18 protein-coding genes and 2 pseudogenes are annotated in these 19,259 nt (G+C 72.9%); 8 read left to right on the plus strand and 12 right to left on the minus strand.

From position 1 onward, the window contains the following. Window positions 1-213 precede the first annotated feature (213 nt). The gene (locus QCD66_RS31050; protein WP_375736294.1) at window positions 214-2,289 is read left to right on the plus strand and encodes an Hsp70 family protein; all 2,076 of its coding nucleotides are present in this window, start codon (window positions 214-216) and stop codon (window positions 2,287-2,289) included. Then, window positions 2,273-3,655, plus strand: coding sequence for an Hsp70 family protein (locus tag QCD66_RS31055; RefSeq protein WP_364218308.1), 1,383 nt, complete (start codon window positions 2,273-2,275; stop codon window positions 3,653-3,655). Before QCD66_RS31050 ends, QCD66_RS31055 begins: the two co-directional genes overlap by 17 nt. Before the next feature lie 107 nt (window positions 3,656-3,762). Here the strand turns inward: QCD66_RS31055 and QCD66_RS31060 are convergent, their stop codons facing one another. The 4 genes from QCD66_RS31060 to QCD66_RS31075 form a co-directional block, all read right to left on the minus strand. Beyond that, complete coding sequence (locus QCD66_RS31060; protein ID WP_375736295.1) at window positions 3,763-4,302, minus strand: STAS domain-containing protein; 540 nt, start codon at window positions 4,300-4,302, stop codon at window positions 3,763-3,765. A 150-nt stretch (window positions 4,303-4,452) separates the two neighbouring features. Then, window positions 4,453-5,367, minus strand: coding sequence for a Gfo/Idh/MocA family oxidoreductase (locus QCD66_RS31065; RefSeq protein WP_364218304.1), 915 nt, complete (start codon window positions 5,365-5,367; stop codon window positions 4,453-4,455). A gap of 29 nt (window positions 5,368-5,396) precedes the next feature. Then, complete coding sequence (locus QCD66_RS31070; RefSeq protein ID WP_364218302.1) at window positions 5,397-6,065, minus strand: Pr6Pr family membrane protein; 669 nt, start codon at window positions 6,063-6,065, stop codon at window positions 5,397-5,399. Between the two features lie 83 nt (window positions 6,066-6,148). After that, window positions 6,149-6,775, minus strand: coding sequence for a hypothetical protein (locus QCD66_RS31075; protein WP_407566894.1), 627 nt, complete (start codon window positions 6,773-6,775; stop codon window positions 6,149-6,151). A 144-nt stretch (window positions 6,776-6,919) separates the two neighbouring features. Here QCD66_RS31075 and QCD66_RS31080 point away from each other — a divergent pair, with 144 nt between their 5' ends. Then, on the plus strand, window positions 6,920-7,291 hold the full coding sequence (locus tag QCD66_RS31080; RefSeq protein ID WP_407566895.1) for a hypothetical protein: 372 nt from the start codon (window positions 6,920-6,922) through the stop codon (window positions 7,289-7,291). Between the two features lie 28 nt (window positions 7,292-7,319). Then, window positions 7,320-7,743: pseudogene (locus QCD66_RS31085) on the plus strand (hypothetical protein). Between the two features lie 4 nt (window positions 7,744-7,747). Here QCD66_RS31085 and fabG read toward each other — a convergent pair. The 3 genes and pseudogenes from fabG to QCD66_RS31100 all read right to left on the minus strand — a co-directional run. Beyond that, complete coding sequence (fabG, locus tag QCD66_RS31090; protein ID WP_375736356.1) at window positions 7,748-8,506, minus strand: 3-oxoacyl-ACP reductase FabG; 759 nt, start codon at window positions 8,504-8,506, stop codon at window positions 7,748-7,750. A gap of 93 nt (window positions 8,507-8,599) precedes the next feature. After that, the gene (locus tag QCD66_RS31095) at window positions 8,600-9,172 is read right to left on the minus strand and encodes an ATP-dependent Clp protease proteolytic subunit (RefSeq protein WP_357523961.1); all 573 of its coding nucleotides are present in this window, start codon (window positions 9,170-9,172) and stop codon (window positions 8,600-8,602) included. A gap of 125 nt (window positions 9,173-9,297) precedes the next feature. Beyond that, window positions 9,298-9,525 (minus strand): annotated as a pseudogene (locus tag QCD66_RS31100) (helix-turn-helix domain-containing protein); the annotation flags it as partial. A 140-nt stretch (window positions 9,526-9,665) separates the two neighbouring features. Here QCD66_RS31100 and QCD66_RS31105 point away from each other — a divergent pair. Then, complete coding sequence (locus tag QCD66_RS31105) at window positions 9,666-10,319, plus strand: DedA family protein (protein WP_375736355.1); 654 nt, start codon at window positions 9,666-9,668, stop codon at window positions 10,317-10,319. A gap of 56 nt (window positions 10,320-10,375) precedes the next feature. On the opposite strand, the gene QCD66_RS31110 is transcribed toward QCD66_RS31105, so the two are convergent. The 4 genes from QCD66_RS31110 to QCD66_RS31125 form a co-directional block, all read right to left on the minus strand. Continuing rightward, entirely contained in the window at window positions 10,376-11,719 is a 1,344-nt protein-coding gene (locus tag QCD66_RS31110; RefSeq protein WP_375736354.1) for a cellulose binding domain-containing protein, read from the minus strand. Between the two features lie 11 nt (window positions 11,720-11,730). Continuing rightward, complete coding sequence (locus QCD66_RS31115) at window positions 11,731-13,140, minus strand: chitinase (RefSeq protein WP_407566896.1); 1,410 nt, start codon at window positions 13,138-13,140, stop codon at window positions 11,731-11,733. Between the two features lie 225 nt (window positions 13,141-13,365). Beyond that, on the minus strand, window positions 13,366-14,157 hold the full coding sequence (locus tag QCD66_RS31120; protein WP_375736353.1) for a YidC/Oxa1 family membrane protein insertase: 792 nt from the start codon (window positions 14,155-14,157) through the stop codon (window positions 13,366-13,368). Window positions 14,158-14,278: 121 nt separating this feature from the next. Beyond that, the gene (locus tag QCD66_RS31125) at window positions 14,279-14,584 is read right to left on the minus strand and encodes a DUF6412 domain-containing protein (RefSeq protein WP_375736360.1); all 306 of its coding nucleotides are present in this window, start codon (window positions 14,582-14,584) and stop codon (window positions 14,279-14,281) included. A 264-nt stretch (window positions 14,585-14,848) separates the two neighbouring features. Between QCD66_RS31125 and QCD66_RS31130 the strand changes: the two genes are divergently transcribed. Then, on the plus strand, window positions 14,849-15,988 hold the full coding sequence (locus QCD66_RS31130) for a glutamate--cysteine ligase (protein WP_375736352.1): 1,140 nt from the start codon (window positions 14,849-14,851) through the stop codon (window positions 15,986-15,988). 1 nt (window position 15,989) lies between these two features. After that, window positions 15,990-17,360 (plus strand): FAD-dependent oxidoreductase, encoded by a 1,371-nt coding sequence (locus QCD66_RS31135; RefSeq protein WP_364218287.1) that lies wholly within the window; start codon window positions 15,990-15,992, stop codon window positions 17,358-17,360. 3 nt (window positions 17,361-17,363) lie between these two features. Here the strand turns inward: QCD66_RS31135 and QCD66_RS31140 are convergent, their stop codons facing one another. Next, entirely contained in the window at window positions 17,364-18,176 is an 813-nt protein-coding gene (locus QCD66_RS31140; protein WP_375736350.1) for an Fpg/Nei family DNA glycosylase, read from the minus strand. 116 nt (window positions 18,177-18,292) lie between these two features. Here QCD66_RS31140 and QCD66_RS31145 point away from each other — a divergent pair, with 116 nt between their 5' ends. Then, window positions 18,293-19,024: a thrombospondin gene (locus QCD66_RS31145; protein WP_375736349.1), complete on the plus strand. Its 732-nt coding sequence runs from the start codon at window positions 18,293-18,295 to the stop codon at window positions 19,022-19,024. Window positions 19,025-19,259: the final 235 nt, after the last annotated feature.

Below are 19,259 nucleotides of genomic sequence, written 5' to 3' on the forward strand. Positions count from 1 at the left end.
GTCACTCGCGTTCGACCGCGCGTACGGCATTCGGCGGAGCACCTCGACCGGATGGCCGGTTCTGCTCGGTTACGGCCTCATTTCACGTAACCGCACTCCGTCTGGGGTGCGGACACAGTGCCGTATCAAGGCTGGACGGAACGTGTACCCCTCGCGGACACTATGCCCGCACTACTTCGGATAGTGATGACCGACGACGTGTGGGGGATTACGGTGAGCGAACCGATCCTGGTGGTCGACCTCGGCACGTCAGGCACCCGGGCCGCGCTCGTCGACGGCAATCAGGTCACCCTCGTCAAGGAACCCGGGGGCGGGTCGAGCTGGCCGTCCGCCATCTGCCTCGACGACGCCGGGCCGGTCGTCGGCACCGCCGCCGAGTTGTGCAAGCGCACCCTGCCCCGCCGCTACATCGAGGGGCCGCGCCGGGCGCTCGACGCCCAGGCCTCGATGCGGTTGGAGGACCGGGAGATCAGGGGGGTCGACGCGCTGACCCTGTTCGTGAGTGTCCTGCGCGCCGAGGCGGCGCGGCTGCTGGGTAGCCCGCCGTCCCGCCTCTCGCTCGCCGTCCCGGCCGACTACGAGCCGGGCGACCCCCGCCGCGACCTGATGATCGGGATCGGCGAGGCAGCCGGTTTCACCGACGTCGAACTGCTGCCCGACGCGGTCGCCGCCGCACTCGACCCCGACGTCAGCGACAACCTTCCGGCCGGCGCGCTGGTGCTGGTCTGCGATCTCGGTACGAACTGGACGGTCGGCCTGGTCCAGGTCTACGGGAGCCACACCACCCTGCTGTCGCAGCGCGGCAACGCCGCCGGCCACCACATCGACGCCCAACTGATCAACGATCTGCGGGAGCGGGCCCGGGACTGGCTCGAACCGCTGCTCGCCGCGCCCGGCGACCCCGGCCTGCGGGCCTACTACGAGATGATCGATTTCATCCGGCAGCTCAAGCACCAGCTCAGCGGCGGCGGCGAGGAGGTCGTCGACCACCTGACCGCGCTCAGCCCGCCGCACCGGCTCACCCGCGACCGGCTCACCGCGATCGCCACCCCGGCGCTGCACTGGCTGGTGGAGAGCTGCCACGCGCTCGTCAGCGAGCGCGGGCTCACCCTGGCCGACGTCGCCGCCGTCGTACTCGCCGGTGGTGGCGCCCGGCTGCAAATGGTCGTACCCGGGATGCTCGACGGGCTGGGGTTCCGCGACGGCGCCACCGCCCACCCGTTACGCCGCTCCGGCGAGCCCGAACTGGCGGTGCTGCGCGGCGCGGCCCGCTACGCGGCCGGCGCGGCCGCCCGGGTCGTTCCCGCCGAGCGACCCCGCTGGCAGGTCGAACCACTCACCTGGGACATCCCCGGCGGCGTGGGACGGCTGCAGCGCTGGCTGGTCGCCGAGGGCGCGCCGTTCGCGGCCGGCGAGCCGGTCGCCCGGGTCCGCACCGCCGACGAGCGGGTATTCGACCTCACCGTGGCCCGGTCCGGCACCCTGGTCTCGCACCGGTCCGCCGCGGGCGGACCCGTCGGCTTGGTCATGGTCGCCGGTGCCGCCCGCGACCGCGGGGGCATGCCGCTCGACGCGCCCAACCGCCGCCTGCACCTGGAGTCGCGAGGTCTCTGGCAACTGCACGCCGACCGGCAGTTGCTGGTGGAGTGCACCCGGGCCCCGTCGGTACGGCTGCGTTCGCTGCTCGACGGGGCGGTGCTCGGCGACTTCCGCCCCGAGGCCGGCGTGGACGCGACCACCAGGGGCCGGGTGTTCGTCGACCCGGACGGGCGGTTCTGCCTCGTGGGCTGGGACGCCGACGGGTGGTTCTCGGTGTGGGAGGTGGAGACCGGCAAGCTCAACACCCGGTTCCGCGATCCCGGCGGGCCGTTCAAGGTCCTGGTCGACGAGACCGCGTGGCGGCTGGCCACCGAGGGCGGCAGCCGTGGGGTCGGGCTGCGCCGCCGCGCCGCGACGACGCTGTGGGACCTGCGCACCGGCAGCCGGCTCGAACGGCTGAGCGACGAGCACTGGCGCCGGCAGCATCCGGGCTTCGCCGAGCTCAGCGGCCGGGACGGTTTCGGCACGACGACCACCAGCCCCGACGGTCAGCTGAGGGCCGACGCCAGCCCCGCGCCGAACGGCGATCCGGTCGTCGCCGTACACGACACGACCACCGACCACGAACTGTTCCGCCTGCGCGGCAGCGCCGGCCACCAGGGCCGGGTCGGGTTCAGCGCCGACAGCCGCTATCTACTGGTCAACTGGGAGTCCGAGGAACGGAGCCTGGTCGATGTCTACGACGTCTGACAAGCCGGTGCTGATCATCGACATCGGCACCACCTCGTCGTCGGCCGTGGTGGTCCGCGGCGACTCGGTGTCCCTGGTGCCCGAGCCGGTGACCGGCCTGCGCAGCTGGCCCTCGGCCGTCTACTGGGACGGCGCGCAGATGCTCGTCGGCAGCCCCGCCGAGCAGCGCAAACGGTCCGATCCGACGGCCTACGCCACGGAGTTCAAGCGCGGCCTGGCGGCCGACACCCCCACCGTGCTCGGGCACCGGCGGTTCCGGCCGATCGAGCAGGTGGCGGCCGTGCTCGTGGCCCTGCGTACGGAGGCCGAACGGCTGCACGGCGGGCGGATCGAGCGGGCGGTGATCACCGTACCGGCCACCTATGCGCCGACCCCGCTCGATCCCACGGCCGCCGCCCCGGCCGACACCCGCCGGGCGCAGATGGTCGCCGCCGGTGAGGCGGCCGGCTTCGAAACCGTCGAACTGCTGCCCGAGCCGGTCGCGGCCGCCTTCGCCCCGGTCGCCGGGCCACCGCTGGGCAACGGCGACCTGGTACTCGTCTACGACCTCGGCGGCGGCACCTTCGACACCGCGCTGGTGCGGATCGACGAACGCCGGCACGAGGTGCTCGGGCACGCGGCCATCGACGACGGGGGCCGCGACATCGACGCCCTGCTGGCCGCCCAGATCCACAGCGACGGGCAGCAGTGGCTCGCTCCACTGTTGCGGGCCGCGGCGGCCAGCCCGTCGGCGCCCGCGACGCTGCGGCTGGGCATGGCGGTGACCGACTTCGCGCAGCGGATCAAGCACCGGCTCAGCGACACCGCCACGGTCGAGGACTACCTGCTGCCGGACGTGCCCGCCTACCGGCTGTCGCGCACCGAGCTGGCCACCCTGGCGGCGCCGCTGCTGAGCCGTACGACGCAGTGCTGCGCGGCCATGCTCGACCATTTGAACGTCGCGGCCCACCAGGTCGACGCGGTGTTGCTGGTCGGTGGCGGGTCGCGGATGCCGGCGGTCACCGAGACGGTACGGCGTGCCTTCGGCCGCCCGATCCGCACCGCCGACGACCCCGAACTGGCGACCGTGCTCGGTGCCGCCCGCTGGCTGGCCCGCAGCGGGCCGCGGACACTGCCGGCGTGGTCGTCACCGGAACGGATCGCACCGCTGTCGTTCGGCATCCCCGGCGGCTCGACCCGGCTGCTGCGCTGGCTGGTCCGGCCCGGCGAGGTCTATTCGGCCGGCACCCGGCTGGCCCGTACCCGGCTGCCGAGCGGTGCCATCTGGGATCTGACCGCCGCCAACCCCGGCACCCTCGAACGCCTGCTCATCCAGCCGGGGACCGACGTGACCAGCCAGGACTGGCTGGCGCTGGCCCGGTACTGAGCCCCCTGGCCGGCCCGATGGCCCGGCACTGAGCCACCTGGCCGACACGGCCCGGGCACCGGCGGGGCGGACCCGGCCGGTGCTCGCCCGGTCGGCCGGAACCCTGGTCAGGCGGCCCGGCCGCAGCGGACCGGGTGGTGGGCGTCGCGGAGCGGGCCGGGCTGCCAGACCCGCTGGCCGGCCTTGTCCGACGTCACCTTCTCCGGTCCCGGCCGCTCGACGCCCGGCCGGCTGGCGGGCCGCTCGGTTCCTCGCGATTCGCCGCCCCACTGTCCGGCGGACGGCTGATCCGCCGCCGGTCGGGCCGAGCCGACGACCGGGATGACCCGGTTCACCCGGCTGACCCGCAGTACGCGCCGTACCAGCGGGGTCGGCCGGCACAGCACGAGTTGGGTGCCCCGGGCGCGCAGCCGCAGGTGCGCGGCGATCAGCGCACGGACCCCCGCCGCGGTGAGGAACTCGAGGCCGGACAGATCCAGCCGGGCGGTCGTCGCGCCGGCCGGTAGCGACCACAGCAGCACCCGGAACTCGTCGACATTGGCGATGTCGATCTCCCCGACGACCCGCACCTCCAGCGTGTCACCGGCGGCGTCCACGGTCACGTCCAGACGGGTCGTCGACAGTGCCTGCACCCTGATCAGCTCCACGTACCGAGCCTAGGCACCCCCTCTGACATCCGCGACCTGCTGACAGCGGAGTCGGGCCTGCCCCTTCGGCGCAGACCGGGCCGTACGGAGTAGGCCCCGGGTAGGAGACCGACCCTGAGTGGCGTACGGGGGATGTCCCCCAGCCGCCGGTCAGCGGGCCGGGGCGACCGCCACCGTGCCGGCGCCGGACCGGGCCAGTTCGGCGGCGGCGAGTACGGCAACCACGTCGCGGCCGAACCGGACGTCGAGCAGCCCGCCCCGGGCCCCGGTGGCGATCTCGTCGAGCAGCAGGTCGACGGCGGTGGTGAGCGCCTCGACCGCGGTGGTCTCGCCGGGCGGCACGGTCGCCAGCCCCGCCGTCCCGTAGAAGGTGACCTCGTTCGTCCGGGCGGCGGGCGGGGCGTCGACGGTCAGTGACATGGTGCTGGCCGCGCCCCCGGCGTGCCGCAGCAGCAGGTGCACGGTGTGGTCCGGGGCGTCCATCGCGGCGACGTGGGTGACCGGCCCGAGCACCGGTACGACCACCGAGAGCAGGTGCGGCCCGACGTCCCACAGCCCGCCGTGCCGGCGCCGCCAGGTCGAGCCGAGGTGCGGACTGCCCGGCTCGAAGATCGACGCGAAGAGGATCGCCCGGGCGCCGGTCCAGCCGCCGGTGGTCACCGCCCCGTCGAGGAAGTCGACGACGGTGCCGCGGAAACGGTTGGTGAAGAAGACGACCGAGGCGACCCCGGTGCGCCGTACGGCGTCGACCACCCGGTCGGCCTCGGCGAGGTCGAGCGCGAGCGGCTTGTCGAGGAGCAGGTGCCTGCCGGCCTGCGCGGCCCGTACGGCGATCGGGGCCTGCACGTCGGGCGGCAGCGCGACGGCGACCGCGTCGACGTCGGCGATGAGTTCGTCGGCGTCGTGGTAGGGGCGGGCGCCGTAGCGGTCGGCGAGGTCGGCGGCCTTGGCCGGGTCGCGGCCGAAGACGCCGACGAGTTCGGCCCCCGGGTGCCCGACGATCGCGGGGGCGTGCGCGTTCGCCGCCCAGTTGCCGGTGCCGAACAGCCCGAACCGCAGTCCCATCCCGCCCCCTCCGGTCGCCTCGTCGCCGGTCAGTCTGCCCGACCGGCGGCCGGGGCCGTTCCGCGCCCCCGGCGCGGTCCCGTCACCGCCCGGTTGGCGGCCACGACGGCCAGCCCGATGAGATAGAAGGCGCCGCCGAACACCAGGGTGTTGACGGCGATCCCGCCGTAGCCCAGCTCGGTCACGTCGACGAACGGGTACGGGTAGGTCCCGACGACCAGGCCGCGGACCAGCGCGAAGGCCAGGTAGGCCAGCGGGTACGCCAGCCAGAGCAGCGCGTACCGGAAGCGGGCCCGGGACCGGTCGAGCAGCAGCCAGTCGAGGACCGCGAGGATCGGGGTCAGGGTGTGGGTGAGCTGGTTGCCGAGCTGGAGCAGCGCCGACGCGGCGGCGGCCTCGTCGGCCATGGAGAACTCGCCGGAGCCGTTCATCAGCACGAGGTGGTAGACCAGCCCGGTGATGACCATGTAGGTGGTGACCGCGCCCTTGACCACCGCCGGCGGCTGCCCGTCGCCCCCGGCGAGCAGGGCGGCGTACGCGGCGAAGCAGCCGAGCAGCAGGTTGCTCTGGATGGTGAAGTAGGGCAGCAGTCCGGGCAGGGTGTCGGCGCCGACCGCGGTCACCCCGACCCCGACCAGCACCGCCAGCACGGTCACGATCCGCAGGGCGACGGCCACCCGGCGACCACCATCGATCATGAGCGGAAGCTATCAGTCCCGACCGCCGCCACCCCGGACGACACTTGCCACTTTTGTCGGAATTCTCCCGCCCGTACGTGACGTCAGCGCAACCGGGACCGGCTCGCCCGCCACTCGACCGCGAGCATCGCCTCGTGTGCCTCGGTCGCCGCCACCACGGCCTCGTCGAGCAGCGCCCGCGCCGCACACTCGGCGATCCCGGCCGCCTCGTCGGCCCGGCGCAGCGCCAGGTTGGCCCGGTCGTGGACCCGCCGCGCCCCCAGCTCCCGCATCCGCCACCGTTCGGCGGCCCGCTCGCGATCGGCCAGCACCGGGTCGGCCCCGTCCGCGCCGGACCACACCCGGCGCAGCTCGTCGATCGAGATGTCGCCCCGCCGGTACGCCGACAGCGCCGCCCGGGTCACCGTCCGGTCCCGGCCGCCGGTGACGTCGACCGCCCCCGCCGTCTCCCGCGCCGCCAGCACCTCCTGCCAGGCCAGGTGGTAGCCCTTCGCGGCCCGCTCCTGGGCGGTCCACGCCTCGTCGCGGGCCCGCCGCGCGGCCAGCGCCGCCGAGCGGGCCTCGACCGCGGCCGCACCGGCCCGGCCGGCCCGCTCCTGGGCGGCGACCGCGTGCGCGGCCAGCCCGGTGGCCTCGGCCCGGAGCTGCCCGAGGTCGGGGCGGGGCCCACGCGGACGGTCGAGGATCAACGCGAGGACGACCATGGCCAACAGGACACATCCGCCTACGACCGGCAAAGCCCACATGCCCGTCCCGCCCATGCCCGAGAACTATAGCCGCATATTGATCTGTTTCACATGATCGATTCCAGAAGCGCCATCCGCGGATCGCCTTACTACAGGCGTTAGTAGAGTGTGGCCGTGAACGGCGCTCTCGAAACCCTGACGATCGTGCTCGCCCTCGCGCTGGCGGCGTGGGGGCTGGTCGCGACCGTGCGCGACCGGGCCCCCGACCGGTCCCACCTGATCGGCCTCGCCGTGGTCGAGGTCGCGATCCTCGCCCTCGGCGTCGCGGCCCTGGTGGCGATCGCCGGCGGGGAAAGTCCCGCCGAGCCCGGCACCTTCTGGGGCTACCTCGCCACGATCGTCTGCCTGCCGCCGATCGCCGCCGTGCTCGCCCGGATGGAACCGACCCGGTGGGGCTCCATCATCGTCACCGTCGTCTGCCTGGTCATCCCGGTGCTGGTCGTACGGCTGCAGCAGACCTGGGAGGTGGCCGGTGCCTGAACCGCGTACGGACACCCGGGTGTCGCGGATGCTCAACGGCGGCCCCGGCCGGGTGCTGATCGCCGTCTACCTGCTCTTCGCGATCGCGGCGACCGCCCGCGCCGGCCTGCAGATCGCGACCCGCTTCGGCGAGGCGCCGCTGGCCTACCTGCTGTCGGCGTTCGCCGCGGTGGTCTACATCATCGCCACCTACGGCCTGGCCCGGGCCGGCGAACTCGGCCGGCGGATCGCGCTGGTGTGCTGCACGATCGAACTCGTCGGGGTGCTCGTCGTCGGCACCGCGAGCCTGCTCGTCCCGTCCGCGTTCCCCGACGACACGGTGTGGTCGGGCTTCGGCGAGGGGTACGGCTACATTCCGCTCCTGCTGCCCGTGCTCGGCCTGCTCTGGCTCTGGCGGACCCGGTCCGCCCGGGCCTGAGCCGGATCAGTCGCGCGGCCCGCCGGCAACCTAGATCATCAGTCGCGCGGCCCGCCGGCGACGTAGATCACCTGCCCCGACACGAACGAGGCACCTTCGCTGACCAGGAAGGCGATGGTGTGCGCGACGTCCTCGGGCCGCCCGACCCGACGTACCGGGGTCTCGGCCGCGGCCTGCTTCTGCAACTGCTCGAAGTCGACGCCGAGCCGGGCCGCGGTGGCCGCCGTCATGTCGGTCGCGATGAAGCCGGGGGCCACCGCGTTGGCGGTGATCCCGAACGGTCCCAGTTCGATGGCCAGCGTCTTGGTGAAGCCCTGCATGCCGGCCTTTGCCGCGGCGTAGTTGGCCTGCCCGCGGTTGCCCAGGGCCGAGGTGCTGGACAGGTTGACGATGCGGCCGTACCGCTGGTCGACCATGTGCTTCTGCACCGCCCGGGTGACCAGGAAGGCACCCTTGAGGTGCACGCCGAGCACGGTGTCCCAGTCCGCCCCGGTCATCTTGAAGAGCAGGTTGTCGCGCAGCACGCCGGCGTTGTTGACCAGGACGGTGGGCGGGCCCAGTTCGGCCGCCACCCGGTCGACGGCGGCCCCGACCTGGGTCTCGTCGGCCACGTCCGCCCCGACGGCCAGCGCCCGGCCGCCGTCGCGCGTGATCTGCGCGACCGTGTCGGCGCAGGCCGCCTCGTCGAGGTCGAGAACGGCCACCGTGAACCCGTCGACCGCGAGCCGCCGGGCGGTGGCGGCACCGATGCCACGGGCGGCACCGGTGACAAGGGCGACGCGGGACTCCTCGAACATGCTGCGACCTTTCGCCGGTGACGGGCCTGGGGCCGCAGCCTAACCCGGTGACCGTCCGAGCGCCCGCGCGCCGGACCGCCGGCCACCGGTCGGCTACCCGGGCACCTCGGTGGTCGCGCTGATGACGGCGTCGATGAGGCCGTACTCGCGGGCCTGCTCGGCGGTGAACCACCGGTCCCGGTCGGCGTCGCGTTCGATCTGCTCGACCGGCTGTCCGGTGTGGAACGCGATCCGCTCCTGCACGGTCCGTTTGACGAAGAGCATGTTCTCCGCCTGGATCCTGATGTCGGCGACCGTGCCGCCGAAGCCGCCCGACGGCTGGTGCATCATGATCCGCGTGTGCGGCAGGGCGAACCGCTTGCCGGCGGTGCCGGCACAGAGCAGGAACTGCCCCATCGAGCCGGCCAGGCCCATCGCGATCGTGGCCACGTCGTTGCCGATGAACCGCATCGTGTCGTAGATCGCGAGACCGGCGCTCACCGAGCCGCCGGGAGAGTTGATGTAGAGGTGGATGTCGCGCTTCGGGTCGGCCGCGGCCAGCAGGAGCAACTGGGCACAGACCGCGTTGGCCGTCTGGTCGGTCACCTCGCTGCCGAGCAGGACGATGCGTTCCTTCAGGAGCTGGTCGAAAAGCTGGGCGTCGTACGACGTCGGGGGCTGCTGCATGTGACCAGCGTGCGGGACCGCCGGACCCGGACGCCCGTGGTTCTGCCCGAGGCGGATCTGCCCACGGCAGATCCATGGCCGGCGGCCAGGAGCCGGACCCGCGGCCCGGCCGCCCCCCGGCCGCCCCGCAGCAACTCGGCGCGGACCTCCTCGAGCAGGTCGACCAGTGGCAGGTCCAGGGCCCGGCAGATGCCGGCGAGGATCTCGGACGAGGCCTCCTTACGACCGCGTTCGACCTCGGAGAGGTACTGCACGGAGACACCGGCCGCCGCCGCGACCTCGCGCAGGATCCGCCCCTGCGCGTGCCGGGTACGCCGCAACACCGTACCGATCGCCCACCGCAACAGCGCCATTCCGACCACCTCCGTGTCCATCACGCCATTCTGCCCGCCCGGTGACCGCGAGGTATGCCGGCGCCCCACCGGGTGTGATTCGGTGATCACCGGGGTAGAGAGCGGAATCAGGCAAGATTCCAGGTGAGGGAGCATGCCCCATGGCCGTTGCCGCCGAGCCGACCGAGATCGGCGGGTTGACCGGCTGGGTCGCCGGTGTCATCGAGTCGATGGGCGAGGTCGGCGTCGGCCTCCTGGTCGCGCTGGAGAACCTCATCCCGCCCATCCCGAGCGAGATCGTGCTGGCGATGGCCGGTTACCTGGCCGGCGAGGGCCGGGTCGACGTCGTCCTGGTGACGATCGCCGCGACCGCCGGCTCGGTGCTCGGCGCGCTGCTGCTCTACTGGCTCGGCGCGGCGGTCGGCGAGGACCGGCTGAAGCGCTGGCTCGACAAGGTGCCGCTGGTGGATCTCGAAGACCTGGAGAAGGCCGACCGCTGGTTCGAGCGGCACGGCCGGTGGGCGGTGCTGTTCGGCCGGATGGTGCCGGTCGTACGCAGCCTGGTGTCGATCCCGGCCGGCGCCGACCGGATGCCGCTGGTGCAGTTCACCGCGTTGACCACGCTGGGCAGCGGGATCTGGAACTCGATCTTCATCGGGCTGGGCTTCGCGCTGGGCTCACGCTGGCAGCAGGTCGACCGCTACTACAACTACTTCGACTACGCGATCATCGGGCTGTTCGTGGTGCTGATCGCCTGGTGGGTGGTGAAGAAGCTCCGCAAGCGGCGGGCGAAGGCCCGCGCCTCCGCCGGATGACGCGGAGCTGACCGCGACGGGTTGCCGCCCGCCGCGGTCAGCCTTCCACCATCCGATCAGAATCCCGCGGTGATCGCGGTGAACTCCCAGTTCTGCTGCGCGATGCTGCTGCACTCCGAACTCAGCCCGCCGCCCGGGCACGGCCGGTCCCGGTTGACCGACCAGAACGCCAGCCGGGCCAGGTTCTTCGACTTCGCCCAGTCGCGGATCTGCGTCCACTGCTGTGGTGTGGTGATCTCGTTCTGGTCGGACCGGCCGTTCATCCCGGAGATGCCCATCCGGCCGTACGCCGTCGCGTCGGACCAGCCGAACGCGGTCTTCAGCGTGTTCTTCAGCCCTTCGGCGGCGCTGACCGTCGAGGTGTACATGTCCGCCCCGCCGCCGAAGTTGAACGGCATGATCGTCCAGACGTCGACGTTGGCCTGCAACTCCGCCGCCCGGTTGATCATCCGGGTGCCCCAGTACGTCGGACCGGTGGTCGCCGTACCGATGGTCACGATGGTCTTCAGGTTCGGGTTGTTCTGCTTGAGGATCTTCAGCGCGTTCAGGATCCGGTCCTGCACGACCTCGCTCTCGAACTCGTCGGTGTTCTCCACGTCGAGGTCGATCGCCTTGAGGTTGTGCGCGGTCACGACCTGCTGGAGCGCGCCGGCCAGGGCCTGCGGCGTCGAGCAGTTCGGGCCGAGCTTGTTGCCGCTCCAGCCGCCGACCGACGGGATCACGTCGCCGCCGGCCGCCCGGATCTGGGCGATCTGCGCGGCGTCGGTGCCGCCGAGCAGCGGCCGGCTGCCGTCCCAGGCCGGGGTGCAGCCACCACCGGACAGGATGAACGCCTTGGTGAACCAGCGGATGCCGGTCGTCTGCATGATCGTGCTGATCGGCGGCACGCTGCCCCACGAGTAGATGTACGGCGCCGCCCGCATCGCCCCGTTCGGGGGCGGGTCGGTCGGCGGGGGCGTGGTCGGTGGCGGGGTGGTCACCGGGGGCGTGGTCGGGACCGGTCCGCCGCCGCACGAGGTGCCGTTGACGGTGCAGTTGGTCGGGTCGCCGGAGCCGGCGACGATGAACCCGAACGAGGCGGTGGCCCCCGCCCCGAGGGCGCCGTTCCACGACTTGTTCCGGGCCGTCACCCGCTGCCCTGCGGTGGTCAGGTCGGCGTCCCAGAAGGAACTGACCCGCGAGCCGGTCGGCAGGTCGAACGCGACCGTCCAGGAGCTGATCGCCGAGGACGTGTTGTTGGTGACGGTGAACTTGGCCTCGTACCCGCTGCCCCAGCTCGAGGTGCGGACGTAGGTGGCGGTGGCCGCGGCGGCCGAGGGGGCCAGGACCAGGGTGGTCGCCGCGACGGCGGCGGCCAGGCCGGCGGCGATCGCCGCCGTGCGTAGCGGTCTGATCTTCATGCGTACTCCCGTCATGGCAGCGTCGCCAGGTGCGGCTTGACGGTGCGGGCGAAGTTGTTGCCGTTGGAGACGTCCCAGTTGATCGACCAGGTCATCGCGCCCCGGATGCCGGGGTAGGTGCGCGGCGGGCGGAAGCTGCCGCAGTTGGTCGCCCGGGCCAGGCAGTTGAGCGCCTGGTTGACCATCGCGGGGGCGACGATCCCGCCGCCGGCCGCGCCCGGTCCGGCCGGCAGGCCGAGGGCCACCTGGTCGGGCCGCAGACCGGCCTCCAGCTGGATGCAGGCGAGCGCGGTCATGAAGTTCACCGATCCCTGCGAGTACGCCTGCATCTGGTCGCAGCCGAGCATCGAGCCCGAGTTGTAGAACTGCGTGTGCACGACGGTCAGGATGTCCTTGATGTCGAGCGCGAGCTTGAAGTACGACACCGTCGGGTTCTGCATGTCGATGGTCTGCGGCGCCATCGTGATGATCAGGCTGGCCCCGATCCGGCTACGCAGCGCACGCATCGCCTGCGCCATGTAGGTCGGGTTGAGGCCGTTCTCCAGGTCGATGTCGACGCCGTCGAAGCCGTACTCCTGCATGATCGAGTAGAGGCTGTTGGCCAGCGCGGTCGCCGAGGCGGAGTCGTTGACCTGGACCCGGCCGGTCTCGCCGCCGATCGAGATGATGACCTTCTTGCCGCGCTGGTGCAGGGTCGCGACGTCGGCCTTGAACTGGGCGTTGGTGTATCCGCCGAGCGACGCCGACAGGCCGGGGTCGATGCCGAAGGTGACCTGGCCGGGGGTGCTGGTCGCCTCGGCGAACGCGACGGCGATCAGGTCGTACTCGTTCGGTACGTCACGTAGCCGCAGCTCGACTGCGGGGTTGTCGAAGTTGTGCCAGTAGCCGGTGAGGAAGTGCTTGGGCAGGCCGTCGTTGGGGTTCGGCGGCGGGGTGGTCGGTGGCGGCGTCGTCGGCGGTGGGGTGGTGGGCGGTGGCGTGGTCGGCGGCGGGGTGGTGGGTGGCGGCGTGGTGGGCGGGGTGCCGCCGCCGCAGGCCGCGCCGTTCAGGGTGCAGTCCGTCGGCGAACCGGAGCCGGTGCCGATGAAGCCGAACGACACCGACGCGCCCGGCGCGAGGCTGCCGTTCCAGGATTTGTTGCGGAACGTGAACCGCTGGCCCGACCGGGTCATGTCGGCGTCCCAGAACGAACTGACCGACGAACCGGACGGCAGGGTGAAGGCCACCGCCCACGACGACAGGGCGGTCGCGCCACCGTTGGTGACCGTGTACTTCCCCTCCCAGCCGGAGCCCCAGTCCGACGTCTTGACGAACGTCGCGGTGGGCCCCGCCGCCAGCGCCGGGCCGGCGACCCAGACCGCACCCACACCTGCGGCGAGTGCGGACACCACCGCGAGCAACAAGGATCTCGAGCGTCTCATCACCAGTCCTCCCAACCCGGCACGGCATCGGCCGCCGTCGAACAGTTGGCCAATTATTAGGACTGTTAACTGTTAATGTCCAGAGCGCTCCCCGACCCCGTCCCTGAAATTTGCCTAAAGTCCCACCCCAAGATCCCCGTGATCAGGGACCAAATCGCGCGGGTCGTCGGCGCGTCGCCGACCACCGCCCCTGATCACGCGGATGTTGGCGGGCGGGCCGGCGACTCACCGGCCGGGCACCGGAACGGCCAGTGGAGCCGGTTGCGGCCGGCGCAGCACCGCGTGCTCCAGCGCCGTCCACGCCGTCGTCGCCACCAGGTAGAGCACCGCCGCCAGCGGGACGACCGCCGCGACGATCAGGGTCCCGTACGGCAGCAGCGGCATGATCCGGCCGAGCAGCGCCGCCACATCGGGCTGCGGCTCCCCCGCCCGGCCCACCGCCTTCGCGGGCGCGGCGGCCCCGGCGCCGGCCGCCGCGGCCAGGGCGGCCGTACGGCGCATCCGCCGCGACGACCACCAGGCCAGCGCCAGCAGGGCGGCGAAGAGTACGGCGAACAGCGGCCCCGCCGCCCCGCCGAGTCCGTCGGCGACGTGGTGCCCGAGCGGCACCCCGGCGAGCCGTTCGGCGAGCAGCCCGGAATCCGGGTCCGCGGTGGTGAAGAGGCGGTACATGACGAGGAAGAACGGTGCCTGGAGCAGTGCCGGCAGGCAGCCGGCGAGCGGCGAGGCACCCGCCGACCGGTAGAGGCCGACGACTTCGGCCTGCATCCTGGCCGGGTCGTCGGCGTACTTGCGCTGGATCTCCCGCAGTTGCGGGGCGAGCGCGGCACGGCTCCGCTCGCCGCGTACCTGCGCCCAGCTCAGCGGCGAGATCAGCAGTCGTACGGCGAAGGTGAACAGGACGATGGCGGCGGCGGTCGCGGCGCCGCCGGCGAGCGGGGCGACGAGGTCGGCCAGGGCGGTGACGGCGGTCGACGCGGCGGTGACCGCGGCGTCGAGGGGCGCGAAGGCGAGCATGGGTGATCCCTCTGGGTTCGATTCCGTGTCCGGGCGGCATGCGGCGGCCCGGCTTGACAGTCCGATGTGGACGGTTTAGGTGCGGTGGAATCGACCGCGCAGCGGCGGAGGAAAAGTGGTGCTACACGGCCGGGACGGGATGGACCCGGCCCGGTGCGGGTGCTCGCGGCCGTGGCCGGCCGGCGGCGTCGGGATCGAGCAGGCGGGGCAAAGATCGACGACGGGCCCGCTCACGCAGCGTCGCGCCGGTGCGGGTGCTCTCATCCGCGCCCCGCGGGCCGGCGACCACCAGGTGGACCGCGACGGCGACCGCGAGCAGCGCCGCGACGGCGACGGTCGCCCCGGCCAGCAACTCGGCGGGGTGTGCGGAGTGCGCGGCGAACTGGGCCAGGGCGAAGGCCCACAGGCCCATCAGGCTCATCAGCATCCCCGGCACGCAGCCCAGCTTACGGCTCCGCCGCCAGTTCCGACACCGCCCCGCGTCGACTGACGCGGCCGGACCGGACCGACGCGCGGCCGAACGGACGCAGCCGGGCCAGACCGACGCGCGGCCCTAACGGACGCGGCCGAAGCGGACCGACGCGCGGCCGGATGAGAAGGGATGCGTTTTCCCGACCGGCGACGGTGGGTAGTCAGGACGGCAGGCGCGGGCATCCGCCCGGGCACGGGGTGAAGAACGGCGGTGGCGGCGATGGCCGGTGGGGTGGCCGAGCAGGTGAGACCCGCGACGGCGGGCACGTCGGAGTTACTGACCGTGGGGGTCGAGGAGGAATTCCTTCTCGTCGACGCCGCGACCGGGATCGCCGCGTCGGCGGTCGACGCGGTCCTGGCGAACGTACCGCCCGAGCTGCGCGGTCAGGTGCAGTTCGAGTTCCAGACCAGCCAGATCGAGATCGGCAGTCCGCCGGGGCTCTGCCTCGACGCGCTGCGGCACTCGCTCGGGCTGCTGCGTACCGGCGTCTCCGACGCCGCCGAACAGGCCGGCGTACGGCTGCTCGCGGTCGGCACCGGCCCGGTCGACGGCCCGGTGCCGCCGCTGGTCGACAATCCGCGGTTCCACCGGATGATCGAGCGGTACGGGATGCTGGTGCCGGGGCCGGGCCTCAACGGGATGCACGTCCACGTCGGCGTACCCGACCCGGAAACCGGTGTCCGGGTGCTCGACCACCTGCGCCCGTGGCTGCCGGTCCTGCACGCCGCGACGGCCAACTCGCCGTTCTACGCCGGCCGCGACACCGGCTACGCGAGCTGGCGCTCGATGCTGTGGAACCGCTGGCCGTCGGTCGGCCCGATGCCCTGGCTCGACTCGCACGAACACTACGAGCGGCTGCTGCGGGAGCTGATCGAGTCCGGGGTGATCCTCGACGAGGGGATGCTCTACTGGTATTCGCGGCTGTCCGCCCGCTATCCGACCGTCGAGATCCGCATCGGCGACGTCTGCGCCAGCCTCGACGACACGATCCTGGTCGCCGCCCTCGTACGCGGTCTGGTCGGCGCCGCCCTCGACGACATCGCCGCCGGCCGGCCGGCGCCCCGGATCGACCACGACCTGCTGGTGTCGGCGCACTGGCGGGCGGCACACGACGGGCTGGAGGGGCTGGCCGTCGACCTGCTCGGCGGCGGCCTGCGGCCGGCCTGGGAACTGCTGCTCCGGCTCGTCGACCGGGTCGGCCCGCAACTGGCCCGGCACGGCGACCTCGACACCGTCACCCCGCTGCTGGAGAAGCTGCGCCGTCAGGGCTCCGGGGCGGCCCGCCAGCGCGCCGTGCACGACCGTACGGGTGATCTGGGCAGCGTGGTCGACCACCTGGCCACGGCGACGAGGAGCTGAGTTGACCCGGCTGGTTGTCGTCGGCGCCGACGCGGCGGGCATGTCGGCGGCGTCCCAGGCCCGCCGCGGGCTGGGTCCGGACGAGTTGGAGATCGTCGCCTTCGAACGGGGCCACTTCACGTCGTACTCGGCGTGCGGGATCCCGTACTGGATCGGGGGCCTGGTCGACAGCCGCGACGACCTGGTCGCGCGGGCGCCGGAGGTGTTCCGCGACAAGTACCGGATCGACGTCCGGCTCCGGCACGAGGTCACCGCCATCGATCTGGACCGCCGGGTGGTGGTGGCCCGCGACCTCGACGGCGGGGGCGAGGTCCACGAGCACTTCGACCAGCTGGTGTACGCCGCCGGCGCGGTGCCGGTCGACCCGCCGTGGGCGCGGACGGCGGCGGCCGGGGTGTTCGGGGTGCAGACCCTCGACGACGGCTCGGCGCTGCGGGCCTGGCTCGACGGCGACCCGAGGCCGCGTACGGCGGTCGTGGTCGGCGGCGGCTACATCGGCGTGGAGATGGCCGAGGCGCTGATCCGGCGCGGGCTGTCGGTGACGCTGGTCGAGCGGGGTCCGCAGCCGATGTCGACCGTCGACCCCGACATGGCGGCCCTGGTCCGCGACGCGCTGGTCGGGATCGGGATCGACGTACGCAGCGGGGTCGCCGTCACCGGGCTCACCGAGCGCGCCGGCCGGGTGGCGGCGGTGGTCACCGACGCCGGCGAGTTGCCGGCCGACGTGGTCGTGCTCGGCCTGGGCGTACGCCCCAACACCGCGCTCGCGCGGCGGGCCGGCCTGCCGGTCGGGACGACCGGCGGAATCCAGGTCGACCTGCGCATGCGGGTGATGGGGGTGGACGGGGTGTGGGCGGCCGGCGACTGCGTGCAGACCGTGCACCGGCTCACCGGGCAGGCGGTGCACCTGCCGCTCGGCACCCACGCGAACAAGCAGGGCCGGGTGGCCGGCATCAACATCGGCGGCGGCTACGCGACGTTCCCCGGCGTCATCGGTACGTCGGTCACCAAGGTGTGCGAGCTGGAGGTGGCGCGTACGGGGCTGCGGGAACAGGACGCGTCGGCGGCCGGCTACGAGTTCGTCACCGTGAAGGTCGAGTCGACGAACCGGGCCGGATACTTCCCCGGCGCCGACCCGATGACGGTCAAGCTGCTCGCCGAGCGGCGCAGCGGGCTGCTGCTCGGCGCCCAGATCGTCGGCCGGTCCGAGGCGGCGAAGCGGATCGACCCGCTGGCCGTCGCGCTGTGGAACCAGATGACGGTGGAGGAGATGACCGGCCTCGACCTGGGGTATGCCCCGCCGTACGCACCGGTCTGGGATCCGGTGCTGATCGCCGCCCGGCGGGCGGTCGAGGCGCTGGCCGGCGGCTGAGCGTCAGCCGGCCGGTTGGCAGGTCGGGCACCAGTAGGAGTTGCGGCCGCCCAGCGTGCCGCGCCGGACCTCGGTCCCGCAGACGTGACAGGGCAGGTCGGCCCGGCGGTAGACGTAGACCTCGCCGCCGTGCCGGTCGACCCGGGGCGCCCGCCCCATCGCCTCCGGCAGGTGCTCGGGCCGGACGGTGTCGATGACGCCCGTCCCGGCCGCCGTGGCCATCAGCTCGCGCAGGTCGGTCCAGATCTTCTCCCAGGCGGCCGGGGTCAGCCGGTGGCCGGGGGTGGTCGGCGCGATCCCGGCCCGGAAGAGCACCTCGGTCACGAAGATCAGACCGGTGCCGGCCACCACCGACTGGTCCAGCAGGAGGGCGGCCAGCGCGGTCGAGCCGCGCCGGATGCGCGCGTACGCGGCGCCCGGGTCGGCGTCGTCACGCAGCGGGTCGGCGCCGAGGCGGTCCCGCAACGTCTGGGTCTCGGGCGGGCCGAGCACCTCGCAGGCGGTCGGTCCGCGCAGGTCGAGCCAGTACGCGTCGGAGGCGACCCGCATCCGTACCTCGCCGACCGGCGGTGGCGGTTCCCCCGCGCCGTCGGTGAACTTGCCGTACAGCCCGAGGTGCACGTGCAGGACGAGGTCGTTCTCGTAGTGGTGCAGCAGGTGCTTGCCGTACGCCTCGGTGTCGCGCAGGACCGTGCCGGACAGCAGCGCGGCGCCGGTCTCGAACCGGCCCTGCGGGCTGGCGACGGTGACCTTGTCACCGGCGAATAGCTCGCGGTGGCGGCGGGCGAGGCGGTGGATGGTGTGACCTTCAGGCACAGCGAAACCCTATCCCCGCGGCCCGGGCATGGTTCGTCGGCCATCGGGGTACTCCGATGGTGTTCCCCGCGTAGGCGCCATCACCGAGGCACCACGCACTGACCAGGAGGTGTGCTGTGGTAAGGATCCCTTCGTTCGCGCGCCGGGAGGAGACGGCGCCGACGCGGGACGACGAGCGTCCCGCCGGCTCGGAAGCGCCGACCCCGACCGCCACCATGGCCCGGCCCGCTCCCGCCGATGCCGCCCCGGCCGCCGGCCGCCCGGGTGACGAGGCGACGACCTACCGCAGCCGGTCGGCGACCGGGGCCGCCCCGACGAGGCCGCGGACCGAGACCCGCAAGCCGGAGCCGGTGCTGCCGCCGGCACCTGACCGCAGGTCAGACCAGGATGAAATGGCACGTACCGACCGGATCGTCACCGAGGACCTGAGCGCCGACCGCCGGGACACGGGCGGTGCCGGTGCGGCGGTCGTCGACCGTACGCCGGAGACCGAGGAGGAGCGGCCGGTCGCGCCGACCGGCCCGCGTCCCCGGACCAGCCTGCTGGCCACGATCAGCCTGATCCTCGGTGTCGCCGGCATCCTCTTCGTGCTCACCGGCGCGCTGGCCGGCTACGGCATCGGGATCGGCGCGGTCGGCGCCCTGCTCGGGGTGGCGGGCATCTCGGCCACCGCCCGGCGCCACATCTCGGGCAAGACGGAGGCCCTGCTGGGCCTGGCGCTGGGGCTCGCGGCGGTCGTCATCGGCATCCTGGCGATGACCGGCCAGTTCGCCTGGCCGACCACGGACGGTGACACCGTCGTGCGGTTCCGAGAGTGGCTTGACACACAGTTTATCGAGCGCTTCTGACGGGTATCTGAGCTGGCACGGAAGCGGTGGTTCACCGGTTCCGCAGTCTCGCCCGAAGTGGTTCACCTCTGGCAGAGCACATATTGAGGGGCGGCGGTTCGCCGCCCCTCAACGCTGTCCGGGGTCACTCGCGGGGCGACGCAACGATTCGACGGTTGCTGCCCCGATCCACGCAACGATCCGCGACAGAACGCAACCCTGAACGGTAGATGCCGCCGAAGCCGGCCGCATAGCG

This window comes from Polymorphospora sp. A560 (assembly GCF_045781765.1).
In the GTDB taxonomy this organism is placed as follows: Bacteria; Actinomycetota; Actinomycetes; order Mycobacteriales; family Micromonosporaceae; genus Polymorphospora; species Polymorphospora lycopeni.

Coding starts and splice junctions, on each gene's coding strand:
- QCD66_RS31055 (WP_364218308.1), top strand. CDS start 2,273: ATGTCTACGACGTCTGACAAGCCGGTGCTGATCATCGACATCGGCACC.
- QCD66_RS31065 (WP_364218304.1), bottom strand. CDS start 5,367: ATGGGACTGCGGTTCGGGCTGTTCGGCACCGGCAACTGGGCGGCGAAC.
- QCD66_RS31070 (WP_364218302.1), bottom strand. CDS start 6,065: ATGATCGATGGTGGTCGCCGGGTGGCCGTCGCCCTGCGGATCGTGACC.
- fabG (WP_375736356.1), bottom strand. CDS start 8,506: ATGTTCGAGGAGTCCCGCGTCGCCCTTGTCACCGGTGCCGCCCGTGGC.
- QCD66_RS31095 (WP_357523961.1), bottom strand. CDS start 9,172: ATGCAGCAGCCCCCGACGTCGTACGACGCCCAGCTTTTCGACCAGCTC.
- QCD66_RS31105 (WP_375736355.1), top strand. CDS start 9,666: ATGGCCGTTGCCGCCGAGCCGACCGAGATCGGCGGGTTGACCGGCTGG.
- QCD66_RS31110 (WP_375736354.1), bottom strand. CDS start 11,719: ATGAAGATCAGACCGCTACGCACGGCGGCGATCGCCGCCGGCCTGGCC.
- QCD66_RS31115 (WP_407566896.1), bottom strand. CDS start 13,140: ATGAGACGCTCGAGATCCTTGTTGCTCGCGGTGGTGTCCGCACTCGCC.
- QCD66_RS31120 (WP_375736353.1), bottom strand. CDS start 14,157: ATGCTCGCCTTCGCGCCCCTCGACGCCGCGGTCACCGCCGCGTCGACC.
- QCD66_RS31125 (WP_375736360.1), bottom strand. CDS start 14,584: ATGCTGATGAGCCTGATGGGCCTGTGGGCCTTCGCCCTGGCCCAGTTC.
- QCD66_RS31130 (WP_375736352.1), top strand. CDS start 14,849: ATGGCCGGTGGGGTGGCCGAGCAGGTGAGACCCGCGACGGCGGGCACG.